13 protein-coding genes are annotated in these 15,292 nt (G+C 70.3%); 7 read left to right on the forward strand and 6 right to left on the reverse strand.

The annotated features are described in order from the left end of the window. Window positions 1-2: 2 nt before the first annotated feature. From ACQEWB_RS12830 to ACQEWB_RS12840, 3 genes are all read right to left on the reverse strand, one after another. Window positions 3-824, reverse strand: a complete 822-nt coding sequence (locus tag ACQEWB_RS12830; protein ID WP_432830250.1) for an ABC transporter permease — start codon at window positions 822-824, stop codon at window positions 3-5. Window positions 825-915: 91 nt separating this feature from the next. Continuing rightward, window positions 916-1,890, reverse strand: coding sequence for an ABC transporter ATP-binding protein (locus tag ACQEWB_RS12835; protein ID WP_432843782.1), 975 nt, complete (start codon window positions 1,888-1,890; stop codon window positions 916-918). Window positions 1,891-2,012: 122 nt separating this feature from the next. Next, window positions 2,013-3,224 carry an NYN domain-containing protein gene (locus ACQEWB_RS12840; protein ID WP_432830252.1) on the reverse strand — a complete coding sequence of 404 codons (1,212 nt, stop codon included), beginning with the start codon at window positions 3,222-3,224 and terminating at the stop codon, window positions 2,013-2,015. Window positions 3,225-3,460: 236 nt separating this feature from the next. On the opposite strand from ACQEWB_RS12840, the gene ACQEWB_RS12845 reads away from it, so the two are divergent. Further along, window positions 3,461-3,625, forward strand: coding sequence for a hypothetical protein (locus ACQEWB_RS12845; RefSeq protein ID WP_242761045.1), 165 nt, complete (start codon window positions 3,461-3,463; stop codon window positions 3,623-3,625). An 80-nt stretch (window positions 3,626-3,705) separates the two neighbouring features. On the opposite strand, the gene dnaE is transcribed toward ACQEWB_RS12845, so the two are convergent. Then, a complete protein-coding gene (dnaE, locus tag ACQEWB_RS12850; protein ID WP_432830254.1) occupies window positions 3,706-7,245 on the reverse strand; it encodes a DNA polymerase III subunit alpha in 3,540 nt (1,179 codons plus the stop codon). A gap of 204 nt (window positions 7,246-7,449) precedes the next feature. Between dnaE and ACQEWB_RS12855 the strand changes: the two genes are divergently transcribed. From ACQEWB_RS12855 to ACQEWB_RS12875, 5 genes are all read left to right on the forward strand, one after another. Beyond that, window positions 7,450-8,775, forward strand: a complete 1,326-nt coding sequence (locus ACQEWB_RS12855) for a DUF2252 domain-containing protein (protein ID WP_432830256.1) — start codon at window positions 7,450-7,452, stop codon at window positions 8,773-8,775. A gap of 67 nt (window positions 8,776-8,842) precedes the next feature. Then, on the forward strand, window positions 8,843-9,544 hold the full coding sequence (locus tag ACQEWB_RS12860; RefSeq protein ID WP_432830258.1) for a hypothetical protein: 702 nt from the start codon (window positions 8,843-8,845) through the stop codon (window positions 9,542-9,544). 77 nt (window positions 9,545-9,621) lie between these two features. Further along, complete coding sequence (locus ACQEWB_RS12865) at window positions 9,622-10,431, forward strand: thioredoxin domain-containing protein (RefSeq protein ID WP_432830260.1); 810 nt, start codon at window positions 9,622-9,624, stop codon at window positions 10,429-10,431. Between the two features lie 116 nt (window positions 10,432-10,547). Beyond that, window positions 10,548-12,230, forward strand: a complete 1,683-nt coding sequence (locus ACQEWB_RS12870) for an alkaline phosphatase D family protein (RefSeq protein WP_432830262.1) — start codon at window positions 10,548-10,550, stop codon at window positions 12,228-12,230. 103 nt (window positions 12,231-12,333) lie between these two features. Further along, window positions 12,334-12,669 carry a hypothetical protein gene (locus ACQEWB_RS12875; protein ID WP_432830264.1) on the forward strand — a complete coding sequence of 112 codons (336 nt, stop codon included), beginning with the start codon at window positions 12,334-12,336 and terminating at the stop codon, window positions 12,667-12,669. A 7-nt stretch (window positions 12,670-12,676) separates the two neighbouring features. Here ACQEWB_RS12875 and ACQEWB_RS12880 read toward each other — a convergent pair whose 3' ends face one another. Further along, window positions 12,677-13,246 (reverse strand): dienelactone hydrolase family protein, encoded by a 570-nt coding sequence (locus ACQEWB_RS12880; RefSeq protein WP_432830266.1) that lies wholly within the window; start codon window positions 13,244-13,246, stop codon window positions 12,677-12,679. A 94-nt stretch (window positions 13,247-13,340) separates the two neighbouring features. Between ACQEWB_RS12880 and ACQEWB_RS12885 the strand changes: the two genes are divergently transcribed. Continuing rightward, a complete protein-coding gene (locus tag ACQEWB_RS12885; RefSeq protein ID WP_432830268.1) occupies window positions 13,341-14,483 on the forward strand; it encodes a mechanosensitive ion channel family protein in 1,143 nt (380 codons plus the stop codon). 25 nt (window positions 14,484-14,508) lie between these two features. Here the strand turns inward: ACQEWB_RS12885 and ACQEWB_RS12890 are convergent, their stop codons facing one another. Further along, complete coding sequence (locus ACQEWB_RS12890; protein WP_432830270.1) at window positions 14,509-15,249, reverse strand: SDR family NAD(P)-dependent oxidoreductase; 741 nt, start codon at window positions 15,247-15,249, stop codon at window positions 14,509-14,511. Window positions 15,250-15,292 lie beyond the last annotated feature (43 nt).

The following is a 15,292-nucleotide window of genomic DNA, read 5'->3' on the forward strand; positions in this document are numbered from 1 at the left end:
CGTCACCGGACGGCCGCCCGGCGGTAGGCCCAGGTGGCCACGGCGAGCGAGACGACCCCGACCACTCCGCAGACGGCGAGGTCACCGAGGACGAACGCCCAGTCGGGGTGGTCCCCGAAGGTCCGCGCGAAGGCCTCGACGCCGTAGGTCGAGGGCAGCAGGTCGCGCGCGAACCGCACGGCCTCCGGCATCCGGTCGGCCGGCAGCACGCCGAGCAGCAGCGCCGCGGACATGCCCAACTGGCCGAGCAGTGTGGCCAGTTCGGGCCGCGGCGCGAGCAGCCCGAGCGCGGCGCCGAGGCCGGACAGGGCAGCCCCCGCGAGCGGGATCACGGCCACGAGCACCCACAGATGCGCCAGCGGCAGCCCGAACAGGACACATCCGAAGACGGCGGTCACCACGGTCCCGGGCACGGTGAAGGACGCGTACGCGCCCGCCGCGCCCAGCACCACGGCGGCCGGCGGCACCGGCAGGGTCGCGTAGTGGTCGAGCCCGCCGCTGGCCCGCAGCTGCCCGAAGTACTGCGCGAGCAGGTTCAGCGCGACGAAGGCGACCACGAGCACCGAGGCCCCGGCCACCACCGACTCGGCCTCGCCGCCGCCGTCCACGACCCCGCGCATCAGGATCATGATGCCGATCGACTGGAAGGTCGCCACGAACAGCAGCGGGATCCGCGCGACCCGGGCCCGCGACAGCTGCGCCCGGTACACGGCCACCAGCGACGGCCACATCCGCGCCCGCGGCCCGAGCTCGGCCGCGCCGCTGTCGGCCTCCTCCACGGCCAGGACACCGCCCGGCAGGACATCGGCGGGTACGACACTCACGTCGCGCTGCTCCCCTTCGTGCTCGGACTCACTGCGCGAGTCTCCCTCAGGGACCATACGAACAAGACCGCCCGCGCGCTCACGATGTGACTCACGTCTTCACCAACCCCTGCTGCGCGGCGCCGCCCAGCGCCAGGTACACGTCCTCCAGGCTGGGCGTGGCCAGCGTGAAGTCGTCCAGTGCCGCGAAGGCGCTGCCGCCGGTGACGGTGGCCACGACGGTACGCGCCTCCTCGGGCGCCAGCCGCAGCGTCCAGCGGCGCCCGGACTCGACGGCCCGCTCGCGCAGCACGGCCACCTCGGGCACGTGCAGCGGCGCGGCCTCCCGCCACACCAGCTCGACCCGGACCTCGCCGGCGACCTGTTCCTTGAGCCGGGCGGGGGTGTCGCAGGCGATCACCCTGCCCTGGTCGAGGACGGCGACCCGGTCGAGCACGGTCTCGGCCTCGATGACGTTGTGGGTGACGAGCAGCACCGTCGCCCCGCGCTCGGCCCGCCGCCGGTCCACGGCCGCCCACACGGCCCGCCGCGCCACCGGATCCATCCCGGTGGTCGGCTCGTCCAGCACCAGCAGCGGCCGCTCCCCGACCAGCGCGGCGGCGAGACACGCCAGCCGCCGCTGCCCGCCGGACAGTTTCTTGAGCGCCCGCCCGCCGAGGGCCGTCAGGCCGAGTTCTTCGAGTACGGCGTCCCGCTCGGCCCGCGCTTCCCGGGCTTCCAGCCCGCGCAGCCGCCCGGTCGTCTCGGCGGCCAGCGACACGGTCAGCTCGTCGAGGGCGCTGGACTCCTGGCCGAGGTAGGCGAGGATCCGCGCGGCCCGCTCGGGGTGGCGCACGATGTCGTGCCCGAGGATCTCCACTCGCCCGGAGTCGGGCCGCATCAGGCCGGTCAGCTGCCGGACGAGGGTGGTCTTGCCTGCCCCGTTCGGCCCGAGCAGCCCGAAGATCTCACCCCGGCGGATGTCCAGGCGTACATCGTCCGTGGCCCGCACCGCGGGCGTCCCCGGCGCGCCGCGCCGCCCGCGCACGGCCGGATAGGTCTTGGTCAGCCCGCGCACGGCGCACACGACATCCCCACCCTGCCGAAGTGCCTGTGCCACGCGCGTACTCACAAAGGACGAGAGTACGGGGTCGCCGGGCACGGGCCGCTCCCGGGTTGGCCCATAACGGCAAATCCACTGGTAAAGAACTACTCAGCGGCAGGCGCGTGCTCCGCGGCCGTCCGGACGTCGATCTCGCGCCAGAACCCGGCCCGGATGGCGTAACGGTCGTGCTCGTCGATCTGGTCGTCCTTGTGGGCCAGCAGACCGAACCGGGCCGCGTAGCGCAGCAGCTCGCCGTCGATGCGGTGCGGGACGCGCGGATACATCCCGGACAGCTTCTGCAGGTGGATCTGGTCGCCCAGCCGCTCCATCCAGCGCCGCGCGAAGACCTGTCCGACCTCGTACGGGTCGCCGCCGACCGTGGTGATGTCCTCCTCCCGGTCGGCCCAGCGCTGCTCGGCCGTGGTCAGCTGGGCCAGCGTCGGCATCGAGGCGATCTCCGGCGGCTCGGCCGCGGGCCGGTCGACCCAGCCCTTGTCGGAGGACCAGCGCAGCGTCGCGTTCGCCGGCTGCGGCGCGGGCTGCACGCCGGGCGCGCGCAGGGCGGCGAGGTCCTTCGGCGTGGGCACGCCCTTGGGCGCGGGCACCCGCTCCTGCGTGCCGTTCTCCGAGACGCCGGCAGTGGCGTGCTCGCCCTCGTCCACGGGCCGCTCGGCCGCCGCGGCGAGCGCGGACTCCGGCAGCGGCGCCGAGAGGATCGCGGCGATCTCGGGCCGCGGCGCGGGCGGCGGCGCACAGATCCCGCCGAGCTCCTTCGCCCGTACGGCCTTGGTGATCCACGTACGGTCGAGCACTCGCCGCTCGTCCGCCTCGGCGACCAGGTCCTCGGACTGGTTGTAGTCCCCGTCGGCCGCCTGCACGGCCCACAGGTGTACGGCGACGCCGTGCTCCTTGGCGGCCATCATGCCCGGCAGCAGATCGCCGTCGCCGGTCACCAGGACGATGTCGGAGCAGGCGCGGTTTCTGGCCAGCTCGGTGAGCTCGGCGTGCATGGCCGCGTCCACGCCCTTCTGGGCCCAGCGTCCGTCGCTGCGGGTCAGGGCGCCGAGCCGGACGGTGACCCGGGGCATCACCCGCAGCCGGCGGTGCTCGGGCTGGGGGACGCGGTCGGGGGCGCCGTCGAACCAGTAGATGCGCAGCAGGGGCCGTTCCGTGTCGGTCTCGGCGCGGTCGCGCAGGCCCTGGATCAGGGCGGCGTGGTCGACGGTGATCCGGGATCGCGAGGGCTCCCCGGCAAGGAGACTGGCGGCGGCCCCCAGCAGATACCCGGCGTCCACCAGGACGATGCAGCGGTCCACACGACTCACCCTCTTCCCGGGAGGTTTGCTTCGGGCTTCCTTCGAGTCTGCCCGACTACGCAGGGGTTAACGGCCCGAACTCGATCTTCGGCGTGGCGTTTCGGGGTGCGCCGGGAACCTTCGCGCTCCGACAAGCCATGTAACAGACGGTAATTATCCGAAATGCGCTCGTTGTCAGCCTATGTGAATCTGGTCCCGGCCCTGGCCCCTAGATCCCCCTCAGGAGGCAGATCACCATGGCCAAGAACAAGAAGCAGAACCGTAAGCAGCCGCAGTCCGAGCGTGGTCAGCAGCAGGCCGAGCAGACCTCCATGGAGGCGCAGGCCGAGCAGCGTGCCACGCAGGTCACGCCGGGCGACATGGCTCGCAAGGGCCGGCAGAAGAGCTTCGGTCACAACTGACATCTGCATAACGGGTTGTTGAGACCCAGGCACACCGAGAGGGCGCGTCCGTGCACGGACGCGCCCTCTCACTGTCACGCCTAACCGGCCAGGCAGGACGGGCCGAGCAGCACCTTCAGGTCGCCGAACAGGGCCGGGTCCGGCTTCACCCGGTGTCGGTCCAGCCGCAGGACCGTCGTCTTGCTCGGCCCCTGGAGCCTGATGCGGACCTCGCTCTCACCCTTGTGGTGGCTGAGGATCTCACCGAGCCTGCTGACCATCGGCGGGGTGACCTTCAGCGCCGGGATGGTGAGGATCACGGGCGCGTTGGTGCCCGCGTTGGACAGGTCCGGGACCTGGAGCTCCATCGCGACCAGGCGCGGCACGTCCTCGCGCTTGTCGAGGCGGCCCTTGACGAACACCACGGCGTCCTCGACGAGTTGGGTCGAGACCAGCTGGTAGGTCGCCGGGAAGAACATGCACTCGATGGAGCCGGCGAGGTCCTCGACGGTGGCGATCGCCCAGGCGTTGCCCTGCTTGGTCATCTTGCGCTGGAGGCCCGAGATGATGCCGCCGATGGTGACGACCGCGCCGTCCGCGTGCTCACCGCCGGTGAGCTGGGCGATGCCCGCGTCGGCCTTGTCGGACAGCACGTGCTCCAGGCCGAAGAGCGGGTGGTCGGAGACGTAGAGACCGAGCATCTCCCGCTCCTGGGCGAGCAGATACGTCTTCTCCCACTCGTCGGTCGTGAACTCCACGTCCAGTCCGAAGCCGGGCTCGCTGCTGTCCTCCTCGCCCATCCCGCCGAAGAGGTCGAACTGGCCCTCGGCCTCCTTGCGCTTGACCGCGACCACGTTGTCGATCATCGGGTCGAAGTGCGCGGTGAGGCCCTTGCGGGTGTGCCCGAGGGAGTCGAAGGCGCCCGCCTTGATCAGCGACTCGGTGGTGCGCTTGTTGCAGGCGACCGCCTCGACCTTGTCGAGGTAGTCGGGGAAGGAGGCGTACTTCCCCTTGGCCTTGCGGCTCCTGATGATCGACTCCACCACGTTGGTGCCGACGTTGCGGACCGCTTCGAGGCCGAAGAGGATCACGTCGTCGCCCTGGGCGGCGAAGTTGTGCACCGACTCGTTGACGTTCGGCGGGAGCACCTTGATGCCCATGCGCCGGCACTCGTTGAGGTAGACGGCCGACTTGTCCTTGTCGTCCTTGACCGAGGTGAGCAGCCCGGCCATGTACTCGGCGGGGTGGTTCGCCTTGAGGTAGGCGGTCCAGTACGAGACCAGGCCGTACGCGGCGGAGTGCGCCTTGTTGAACGCGTAGCCGGCGAAGGGGACCAGCACGTCCCACAGGGCCTGGATCGCCTCGTCGCTGAAGCCCTTCTTCTGGGCGCCGGCCTGGAAGAGGACGAAGTTCTTGGCGAGTTCGTCGGGCTTCTTCTTACCCATCACGCGGCGCAGGATGTCGGCCTCGCCGAGCGAGTAGCCGGCGATGATCTGGGCGGCCTTCTGCACCTGCTCCTGGTAGACGATCAGGCCGTAGGTGACGGCCAGGACCTCTTCCAGGGGCTCCTCCAGCTCCTTGTGGATCGGGGTGATCTCCTGGAGCTTGTTCTTGCGCAGCGCGTAGTTGGTGTGCGAGTCCATGCCCATCGGGCCGGGACGGTACAGGGCCGAAACGGCGGAGATGTCTTCGAAGTTGTCGGGCTTCATCAGGCGCAGCAGCGAGCGCATGGGGCCGCCGTCGAACTGGAAGACGCCCAGGGTCTCACCGCGCTGGAGGAGTTCGAAGGTCTTGGGGTCGTCGAGCGGCAGGGCCAGCAGGTCGAGGTCGATGCCCTTGTTGGACTTCACCATCTTGACGGCGTCGTCCATGATCGTGAGGTTGCGCAGACCCAGGAAGTCCATCTTCAGCAGGCCGAGCGACTCGCACTGCGGGTAGTCCCACTGCGTGATGGTCACGCCGTCGGTGTGCCGCACCCAGATCGGGGCGTGGTCGACGATGGGCTCGCTGGACATGATCACGCCGGCCGCGTGCACACCCATCTGCCGGACCAGGCCCTCGACGCCCTTGGCGGTGTCGATGACCTTCTTGACGTCCGGCTCGTTCTCGTACATCCCCCGGATCTCGCCCGCCTCGTTGTAGCGCGGGTGGGAGGGGTTGGTGATGCCGTCGAGGTCGATGCCCTTGCCGAGGACGTCGGCCGGCATCGCCTTGGTGAGGCGGTCGCCCATCGCGTACGGGTAGCCCAGCACGCGCGCGGAGTCCTTGATGGCGTTCTTCGCCTTGATCTTGCCGTAGGTGCCGATCATGGCGACCTTGTCGGCGCCGTATTTCTCCGTCACGTACCTGATCACCTCGACGCGCCTGCGCTCGTCGAAGTCGATGTCGACGTCGGGCATCGAGATGCGCTCGGGGTTCAGGAACCGCTCGAAGATCAGGCCGTGCGGGATCGGGTCGAGGTCGGTGATGCCCATGGCGTACGCGACGATCGAACCGGCGGCGGAGCCTCGGCCGGGGCCGACCGCGATGCCCTGGCTCTTGGCCCACATGATGAAGTCGGCGACCACGAGGAAGTAGCCGGGGAAGCCCATCGAGATGATGGTGTCCATCTCGTACTCGACCTGCTTCATGCGGTCGTCCGGGATCCCGCCCGGGAAGCGGCGCTCCATGCCGCGCATGGTCTCCTCGCGGAACCAGGTGACCTCGGTGTAGCCCTCGGGGATGTCGAACTTCGGCATGAGGTTCTTGGCCTCGAACATGCCGGCGGTGTCGACCATCTCGGCCACCAGGAGCGTGTTGGCGCAGCCCTCCTGCCAGGCGTCCGAGGAGTCGACGGCGTACATCTCGTCCGTGGACTTCAGGTAGTAGCCGGTGCCGTCGAACTTGAAGCGGTCCGGGTCGGAGAGGTTCTTGCCGGTCTGGATGCACAGCAGGGCGTCGTGGGCGGTCGCCTCGTGCGCGTACGTGTAGTGCGAGTCGTTGGTGACCAGCGGGGGGATGCCGAGCTTCTTGCCGATCTCCAGGAGTCCGTCGCGGACCCGGTGCTCGATCTCGATGCCGTGGTCCATCAGTTCCAGGAAGTAGCGGTCCTTGCCGAAGATGTCCTGGTAGTCGGCGGCCGCCTTCAGGGCCTCGTCGTACTGACCGAGGCGCAGCCGGGTCTGGAGCTCGCCGGAGGGGCAGCCGGTGGAGGCGACGATCCCCTCGGACCACTGGGAGATCGTCTCCTTGTCCATCCGGGGCCACTTCTGGAGCCAGCCCTCGGCGTACGCGTCCGAGGAGAGCCGGAACAGGTTGTGCAGGCCCGTCGAGTTCACGGCCCACATCGTCTTGTGGGTGTAACCACCGGAACCGGAGACGTCGTCCCGCTTCTGGTGCGGTTGGCCCCACTGGATCTTGCGCTTGTTGCGCCGGGACTCGGGCGCGACGTACGCCTCGATCCCGATGATCGGGGTGACCCCGGACTTCTTCGCGGTGTGGAAGAAGTCGTACGCCCCGTGCAGGTTGCCGTGGTCGGACATGGCGATGTGGGTCATGCCCATCTCGTTGCACGCGTTGAACATGTCCTTGAGCCGCGCGGCACCGTCCAGCAGCGAGTACTGGGTGTGGACGTGCAGGTGCGTGAACGGCGGCTTTGACACGGTCGGGCCTCCAAGGGAAACGCGTGGCGACGGGCTGGAAGACAGTCCTGGGGTCAGCGTCGAAGTCTATGCCCGGGGACTGACAATCCGAGGGCGGCCCCGCGTACCTTCACTGCGGGATCGCGGGCACTTCCGCGACCCGCCGCACGTTGGAAGCGACAGAAACGCTGTCGTACACATCCATGCACCAGGAGGCACCCCGCGATGTCGGTACCCCAGCTCAATGACGAGCAGCGCGGCGAGGAGATCCTCGCCGTCTTCGACACCGCCTTCGGCCGGCTCCTGGCCGCCGACCCGGCCGCGTTCCGCGTGAAGTTCCGCAAGATGGCGGCCTCCGCGTTCGCGTTCTACCGGGGCACGGCGTGCCTCTTCTACCACGACCTGGACGCCGACAAGCGGGGCGGCCCGTACCTGGACGAGCGCACCTCGCGGGTGTGGATCCACGGCGACCTGCACGCGGAGAACTTCGGCACGTACATGGACTCCAACGGCCGCCTGGTCTTCAACGTCAACGACTTCGACGAGGCCTACGTCGGCCCCTTCACCTGGGACCTGAAGCGCTTCTCCGCCTCCGTCGCGCTCATCGGGTACGCGAAGGCGCTCAGCGACGAGCAGATCGGCGAGCTGGTGCGGGTGTACGCGGGCGCGTACCGCGAGCGGGTGCACGCGCTGGCCACCGGCGCCAAGAGCGACGAGGTGCCGCCGTTCACGCTGGACACCGCCGAGGGACCGCTGCTCGGCGCGCTGCGCGCCGCCCGCTCGCTGACCCGCTTCGAGCTCCTGGACTCGATGACGGAGATCCGCGACTTCGAGCGCCGCTTCGCGCCGGGCGGCGGCTCCATCGAGCTGGACGCGGCCACCCGCTACAAGGTCCTCGCGGCCTTCGACGGCTACCTGGAGACGCTGCCGGACTCGTCCCTGGCCCGCCCCGACTCGTACCGCGTGAAGGACGTCGTCGGACGCCGGGGCATCGGCATCGGCTCGGCCGGGCTGCCGTCGTACAACATCCTTCTCGAAGGGCACAGCGACGCCCTGGAGAACGATGTGGTGATCTACATCAAGCAGGCCCAGACCCCGGCCGTCTCCCGGCACATCACCGACCCGGCGATCGCCGGGTACTTCCAGCACGAGGGGCACCGCACGGTGATCTCGCAGCGTGCCCTCCAGGCGCACGCCGACCCGTGGCTGGGCTGGACCGAGCTGGGCGGGACGGGCCAGCTGGTCGCCGAGGTGTCGCCGTACGCGGTGGACCTGGACTGGAGCGACATCGACGACCCGGAGGAGATCGCGGCCGTGGTCGCCGACCTCGGCCGGGCCACCGCCACCATGCACGCGGCGGCCGACGACCAGTCCGGCGAGTCCCTGGTGCCGTTCTCCACCGAGCGGGCCATCGACGCGGCGATCGCCGCCGACGAGGCCGGCTTCGCCGACCTCCTGGTCGACTTCGCGCACGACTACGGCACACGCGCGCGTGGCGACCACCAGATCTTCGTCGACCTGTTCCGCAACGGCCGGATTCCGGGTCTCTAACAGTCCGTAATCTCACAGGGAGGTTTTAGGGGTCTCTTACAGGACCGCGTGACAGACTCTCCACGCCATGGACATATCCGGGACCCGTATCAGAGCGCTGCGCGCGGCGCTGTTCACGACGCTGGTCGTGACGCTCAGCACCGCGTCGCACGTGCTGCTGTCGCGGGTCCCGCTGCCGTTGAACACGGTGGCCGCGGTCGCCGCCGCCGTGTTCCTGCTCGCCTACGCACTGGCCGGCCGCGAGCGCGGCTTCGGGCCCATCGCGGGCCTGCTGATCCCGCTGGAGCTGGCCGCCGACACGGTCTTCACCACCGGCCAGCACGTCTGTTACGGCGCCGCGGGCGGCCCGGTCGCCGGGCCGCTGCGCTCCGTCGGCTGGGACCTGCTGTGCGGAAGCAACGCGCAGGTCGGCACCCCGCTGGCCCGGGTGACGGGCGTGACGGACACCGGCACCGACCGCCTCGCGGCCCTGCTGGCGCACGCCGACCCGGCCACCGCCTGGCTGCTGCTCGGCGCGCACGTCGGCGTCGGCCTCCTCGCCGCCGCCTGGCTGCGCCGTGGCGAGCGGGCGCTGGCCCAGCTGCTGCGGGCGGTGACCGCGACGACGTTCCGGCCACTGCTGCTCGCGGTCGCCGCGGTGACCGTACGGACGGCTCCGGCGGCCCGGCGGGTACGGCACACCGGCCCGCGCACCTCGGTCGTCCGCGACCTGCTCTTCGTGCACTCCCTGGGACGGCGTGGCCCGCCCTGCTCGGTCGCCTTCGCCTGAACGACCCCTGAGCACAAGCAGTCCCCCACACGTATCCCGCGTACGACGTGTGCGCGTCCCATATGGAGATCACCAACATGAGCAAGCGGAACAGCGCGGCGGCGAAGACGGCGGCCCGAGAGCGGCTGCGGGCCGAGCGCGAGCGCCAGGCCAAGCGGGCCAAGGCCAAGCGGCAGATCATCGTGGCCTGTTCGGTCGTCGCGGTCCTCGCCGCGGCCGGCGGCATAGGCTACGCGGTCGTCCAGGCCAACAAGCCCACCCACTGGGAGGCCGTGAAGAGCGACAAGGTCGTCGCCCCGGCCAACACCACCGGCAAGAACGGCACCACCGTCGTCATCGGCGAGGCCAGCGCCAAGAAGACCCTCAAGGTGTACGAGGACCCGCGCTGCCCGGTGTGCGCCCAGTTCGAGCAGACCGTCGGCTCGACCTTCAAGAAGGACCTCGCCGACGGCAAGTTCAAGTTCCAGTACGTCGGCGCCACCTTCATCGACAACAAGGACAACGGCGAGGGCTCCAAGAACGCGCTGAGCGCCCTGGGTGCCGCGCTGAACGTCAGCGACGACGCGTTCATGGCGTACAAGACGGCGCTGTACTCGACCAAGTGGCACCCGGACGAGACCACCGACAAGTTCAAGGACGACAGCTACCTCATCAAGGTCGCGCAGACCGTCCCCGCGCTGAAGGACAACACCAAGTTCCAGAACGCGGTGAAGAACGGCACCTACGACGCCTGGGCGATGGCCATGTCGAAGCAGTTCGACGACAACAAGGACGGCGTGACCGGCACCCCGGGCTTCGTGATGGACGGCAAGCAGCTCAACGGCGGCACCCCGCTGCTGACGGTGGCCGACTTCACCAAGGTGGTCGACGCGGCGCTCAAGGCCTGAACCGGCCTTCAGTAGAAGGTCGACCGTCGGTAGAAGATCGACCTTCAGTGGAAGAGCGGGCGAACTTTTGTGAGTTCGCCCGCTCAAGCGCTTACTGGTCAGTAACCTAAGCGCTCGTGACCAGTCGATACAAAGCACCCGGGAGCGCCGCCTCGCCGTCCGAGGGCGCCAACTCGCTTTCTCCCCGCCGCCGTACGGTCGTCAAGGCCGCGGCGGCGACCGCCGTGCTGGCCGGCCCGCTGGCCGCCGCGCTGCCGGCCCGCGCCGCCGCGGAGGCCCCCGCCTTCCTGCACGGCGTCGCCTCCGGCGACCCGCTGCCCGACGGCGTCCTGCTGTGGACCCGGGTGACGCCCACCGCCGAGGCGGTGCCCGGCTCCGGGCTCGGCCCGGACACCGAGGTGAGCTGGGTCGTCGCCAAGGACAAGGCACTCACGAACATCGTCGCCAAGGGCTCCACCACGGCGACCGCCGCCGCCGACCACACCGTCAAGGCGGACATACGGGGCCTCACCCCGGCCACCGACTACTGGTTCCGCTTCTCGGCCGGCTCCACGGACTCCCCGGTGGCGCGCACCCGCACCGCGCCGGCGGCGGAGGCCGCGGTGTCCGGCCTGCGCTTCGGCGTGGTCACCTGCGCCAACTGGGAGGCCGGCTACTTCGCCTCGTACCGCCATCTCGCGGCCCGTAACGACCTGGACGCCTGGCTGCACCTCGGCGACTACATCTACGAGTACAAGTCCGGCGAGTACGCGGCCCGCAGCACGGTGGTCCGCCCGCACGCGCCGGCGAACGAGATCATCACGCTCGCCGACTACCGCACCCGGCACGGCAAGTACAAGACCGACCCCGACCTCCAGGCCCTGCACCACAAGGCGCCGGTCGTGGCGATCTGGGACGACCACGAGTTCGCCGACAACGCCTGGTCCGGCGGCGCGGTCAACCACACCGAGGGCGCCGAGGGCACCTGGACCGACCGCAAGGCGGCCGCCAAGCAGGCCTACTTCGAGTGGATGCCGGTCCGCCCGGCGATCGCGGGCACCACCTACCGTCGGCTGCGCTTCGGCAAACTCGCCGACCTGTCGCTGCTCGACCTGCGGTCCTTCCGCTCGCAACAGGCGTCCACCGGGTCCGGCACGGTCGACGACCCGGACCGTACGATCACCGGGCGCGCCCAACTCGACTGGCTGAAGGCCGGGTTGAAGGCGTCCGACACCACCTGGCGGCTGGTCGGCAACTCGGTGATGATCTCGCCGTTCGCCATCGGCTCGCTCTCCGCGGACCTGCTCAAGCCGCTCGCCAAGCTGCTCGGGCTGCCGCAGGACGGCCTCGCCCTCAACACCGACCAGTGGGACGGCTACACCGACGACCGGCGCGAACTCCTGGCCCACCTGCGCTCGAACGCCATCGGCAACACCGTCTTCCTGACCGGCGACATCCACATGTCCTGGGCCAACGACGTGCCGGTGGACGCCGGGACCTACCCGCTGTCGGCGTCCGCCGCCACGGAGTTCGTCATCACCTCGGTGACCTCCGACAACCTCGACGACATCGTGAAGGTCCCCGAGGGCACGGTCTCCGCGATCGCCTCGCCGATCATCAGGGCCGCCAACCGGCACGTCCACTGGGTCGACACCGACCGGCACGGCTACGGCGTCCTGGACATCACCGCCGACCGGGCGCAGATGGACTACTACGTCCTGTCCGACCGCGCGGACAAGAACGCGACCTCGTCCTGGGAGCGCTCGTACCGCACCCGCACCGGCACCCAGAAGGTCGAGCGGACGTACGACCCGGTGTGAGAAATCCGGGCCTCCGGGCAACCCGGACGATCTTGGCGCCGTCAAACAGTCTGGCGGGCCGCTGCGTTGGCGGCCCGTCGGTTCTGTTCACGATTGGAGTCACATGGCCACCCCCCAGAGTGTCCTGAGGAAGTCCGCGGTGCTCGGCGCCGCCCTGGCCCTCGCCGGGCTCACCGCCACCGTCCAGGCGCAGGCGGCCTCGGCGGCCCCGGCGTTCGTCAACCTGACCACCGCCGAGGCCTCGCCGATATACGCGAAGCCCACTTCGTCCTCGACGAAGTACCGCACGGAGCCGCGGGGCACGACCCTGAAGATCGCGTGCTCGACCACCAACACCCCCTCGGGGGAGCGGTGGTTCCGGATCTACGACTCCCAGCCGGTCGCCTGGGTGTGGTCCGGGCACTTCCCGTCGCAGGTCAACCCGCCCAAGGCGTGCTGACCACCGTCTAGAGGGATTCCAGGAAGCCGAGCGCCACCCGCCAGGTGGCCTCGGCGGCCTCCTCGTCGTAGTCCGGCAGCTCGGGGTCGGTGTACAGGTGCCCGGCACCGGCGTACCGGTAGATCTCCACGTCCGCGCCCGCTCTGCCCATCTGGAGATACCAGGCGCTCAGCCAGTCGTCCGTCTCGAACGGGTCCGGCTCGGCCACGTGCAGCTGCACCGGCAGCTCGTCCACCGAGGCACTGGCCGCGATGTCCGACGTGCCGTGCAGGAGCAGCACACCGCGGGCCCGCTCGTCGCCGAGCGCGAGGGTCTGCGCGACGGAGGCGCCGAGCGAGAACCCGGCGTACACGAGTCCTCGCTCCGAGTACGGCGCGGCGGCCAGCACGGCTCTCTTCAGCAGCTCGTCCTTGCCGATCCCGTCCTTGGCGGCCATGCCCTCCTCGACCGTCTCGAACGTACGCCCGTCGAAGAGGTCCGGGGTCCACACCTCGTGCCCGGCGGCGCGCAGCCGGTCCGCGGCCTGGCGCACCGCGGGCCTGAGCCCATAGGTCGAGTGAAAGAGCATGATGTTCATGAGGCCATGGTGCCAGCCGGTACCGACAACGCCCGGAGCCCGGTCCACCGGCCCCCATGTTCATGACCGCCCGCCGCCGGTTAGGTTCGAAGGCATGGAGAACGTACTCCGCCCACTGATCGTGATCGGTGGCTCGGTGGTGCTCACGCTGCTCATCGGCTGGGTCACCGATCTGCTGCTGCGCAAGGCCGACGGGCGGCACGGCGAGACCCCGCTGTGGGGTCTGCTGCGCCGCGGCCGGGTGCCGTACCAACTGGTGCTGTGCTCGGCGATGCTCAGAGGCTCCTACGACCAGGCGAAGCTGACGCGGGAGCACAGCGCCGCCGTCGGCCAGGCACTGACGCTGGTGCTGATCGGGGCCACGGCCTGGCTGGTGGTGAGCATCGCGGCCGCGGTCGTCGAGTCGACGTACACCCGTTACGCGCGCGTGCACCAGGACGCCGCCCGGGTCCGCCGGGTGCGCACCCAGGTGACGCTGATCATGCGCGTGGTGACGGCGATCGTCGGCGTGGTGGCGGTCGCCGCGATGCTGCTGACCTTCCCGGCGATGCGCGCGGCCGGTGCCTCGCTGCTGGCCTCGGCCGGCATCCTGGGCATCGTCGCCGGTGTCGCCGCGCAGTCCACCCTCGCCAACATGTTCGCCGGGCTGCAGATCGCCTTCGGCGACATGGTGCGGATCGGCGACACCGTGGTGGTGGACGGCGAGTGGGGCACGGTCGAGGAGATCACCCTGACGTTCCTGACCGTGCGGACCTGGGACGAGCGCCGGATCACCATGCCGGTGTCGTACTTCACCTCGAAGCCCTTCGAGAACTGGTCGCGGGGCACCCCGCAGATGACCGGCATCGTCTTCTGGCACCTGGACCACTCGGCGCCGATCGAGGCGATGCGCGAGCAGCTCCGCGACATCCTGCGGGAGTGCCCGGCCTGGGACGGCCGCGACTACGGCATCGCGGTCACCGACGCGACGCCGAACACCATCCAGGTCCGCGCCCTGGTGACGGCCAAGGACGCGGACGACGTCTGGACGGTACGGGTCACGGTGCGCGAGCGGATGATCGGCTGGCTCTGCGAGGAGCACCCGTACGCCCTTCCCCGCGTCAACACGGCCGACGCGGCCCTGCCCCCGGGTTGGCCGGCCCCCACCGCCTCAACGGACGGCCGGGTGCCCCGTCCCGATCCGGACGGCGTGGTGGCCCGCCGCGCCCACGAACCACCGCGGACGGGACGCGGCTGAGACGGTACGCCGCTCGGTACGGGACTCAATGCCCGCGCTCGGCGCCCCCGTTGACCTGGACGACCTGCGAGGTGACGTGCCCCGCCCCCGGTGAGGCGAGCCAGTGCAGGGTCGCCGCCACGTCGCCGGGAGTGCCGGCGCGCCGGTTCAGAGTGTCGCCGATCAGCCGCTCGCGCCGGGCCGGGTCGATCGCGGGCCCGAAGAACTCGGTCTCCTCGATGTAGCCCGGCGCCACCACGTTCGCGGTGATCCCGCGCGGCCCCAACTCCCGCGCCAGATCATGGGCGTACGGATGCAGCGCGGCCTTCGCCCCCGCGTACGCCCCGCTCCCGGACCCCCGGTACGCGGCGATCGAGCTGACGAACAGCACCCGGCCGCCCGGCGAGGCGAGCCGGTCCTTCAACCCCTCGGTCAGCAGGGCCGCGGTGAGGGTGTTGATCCGGAAGTTGACGGTCCAGTTGTGCAGCACCCGGTCGAGCGGATCCTCGCTCGCCGCCGGCGCCTCCAGATGCCCGGCCCCACCGGCACTGTGGATCAGCACGTCCACGGCCCCGAACTCCCGGGCGACGAGCTCGACGACCCCCCGTACACCGGCCGGCTCACTCAGATCGGCGGCATACGTCAACGCCCCCGGCACCCCGGCCTTCTCCAGCACTTCGGCCCGTCGCCCCAGCAACAGAACCCGATCCCCGTCCGCGGCGAACACCTGCGCCGCCGCGAGCCCGATCCCCGTACCACCACCGCTGATCACCACATTGCGAGCCATGATTCAACCCTAGGCACCCGCAGCCGCCGACGGCGATCAACCC

The sequence above is a fragment of the Streptomyces sp. CA-249302 genome (assembly GCF_050936785.1).
Taxonomy (GTDB): domain Bacteria; phylum Actinomycetota; class Actinomycetes; order Streptomycetales; family Streptomycetaceae; genus Streptomyces.

What these genes read in the sequence shown, in the direction of transcription:
- ACQEWB_RS12845 (WP_242761045.1), top strand. Translation starts at nt 3,461, where the DNA reads ATGGCCAAGAACAAGAAGCAGAACCGTAAGCAGCCGCAGTCCGAGCGT.
- ACQEWB_RS12885 (WP_432830268.1), top strand. Translation starts at nt 13,341, where the DNA reads ATGGAGAACGTACTCCGCCCACTGATCGTGATCGGTGGCTCGGTGGTG.
- ACQEWB_RS12860 (WP_432830258.1), top strand. Translation starts at nt 8,843, where the DNA reads ATGGACATATCCGGGACCCGTATCAGAGCGCTGCGCGCGGCGCTGTTC.
- ACQEWB_RS12865 (WP_432830260.1), top strand. Translation starts at nt 9,622, where the DNA reads ATGAGCAAGCGGAACAGCGCGGCGGCGAAGACGGCGGCCCGAGAGCGG.
- ACQEWB_RS12855 (WP_432830256.1), top strand. Translation starts at nt 7,450, where the DNA reads ATGTCGGTACCCCAGCTCAATGACGAGCAGCGCGGCGAGGAGATCCTC.
- ACQEWB_RS12875 (WP_432830264.1), top strand. Translation starts at nt 12,334, where the DNA reads ATGGCCACCCCCCAGAGTGTCCTGAGGAAGTCCGCGGTGCTCGGCGCC.
- ACQEWB_RS12890 (WP_432830270.1), bottom strand. Translation starts at nt 15,249, where the DNA reads ATGGCTCGCAATGTGGTGATCAGCGGTGGTGGTACGGGGATCGGGCTC.
- ACQEWB_RS12880 (WP_432830266.1), bottom strand. Translation starts at nt 13,246, where the DNA reads ATGAACATCATGCTCTTTCACTCGACCTATGGGCTCAGGCCCGCGGTG.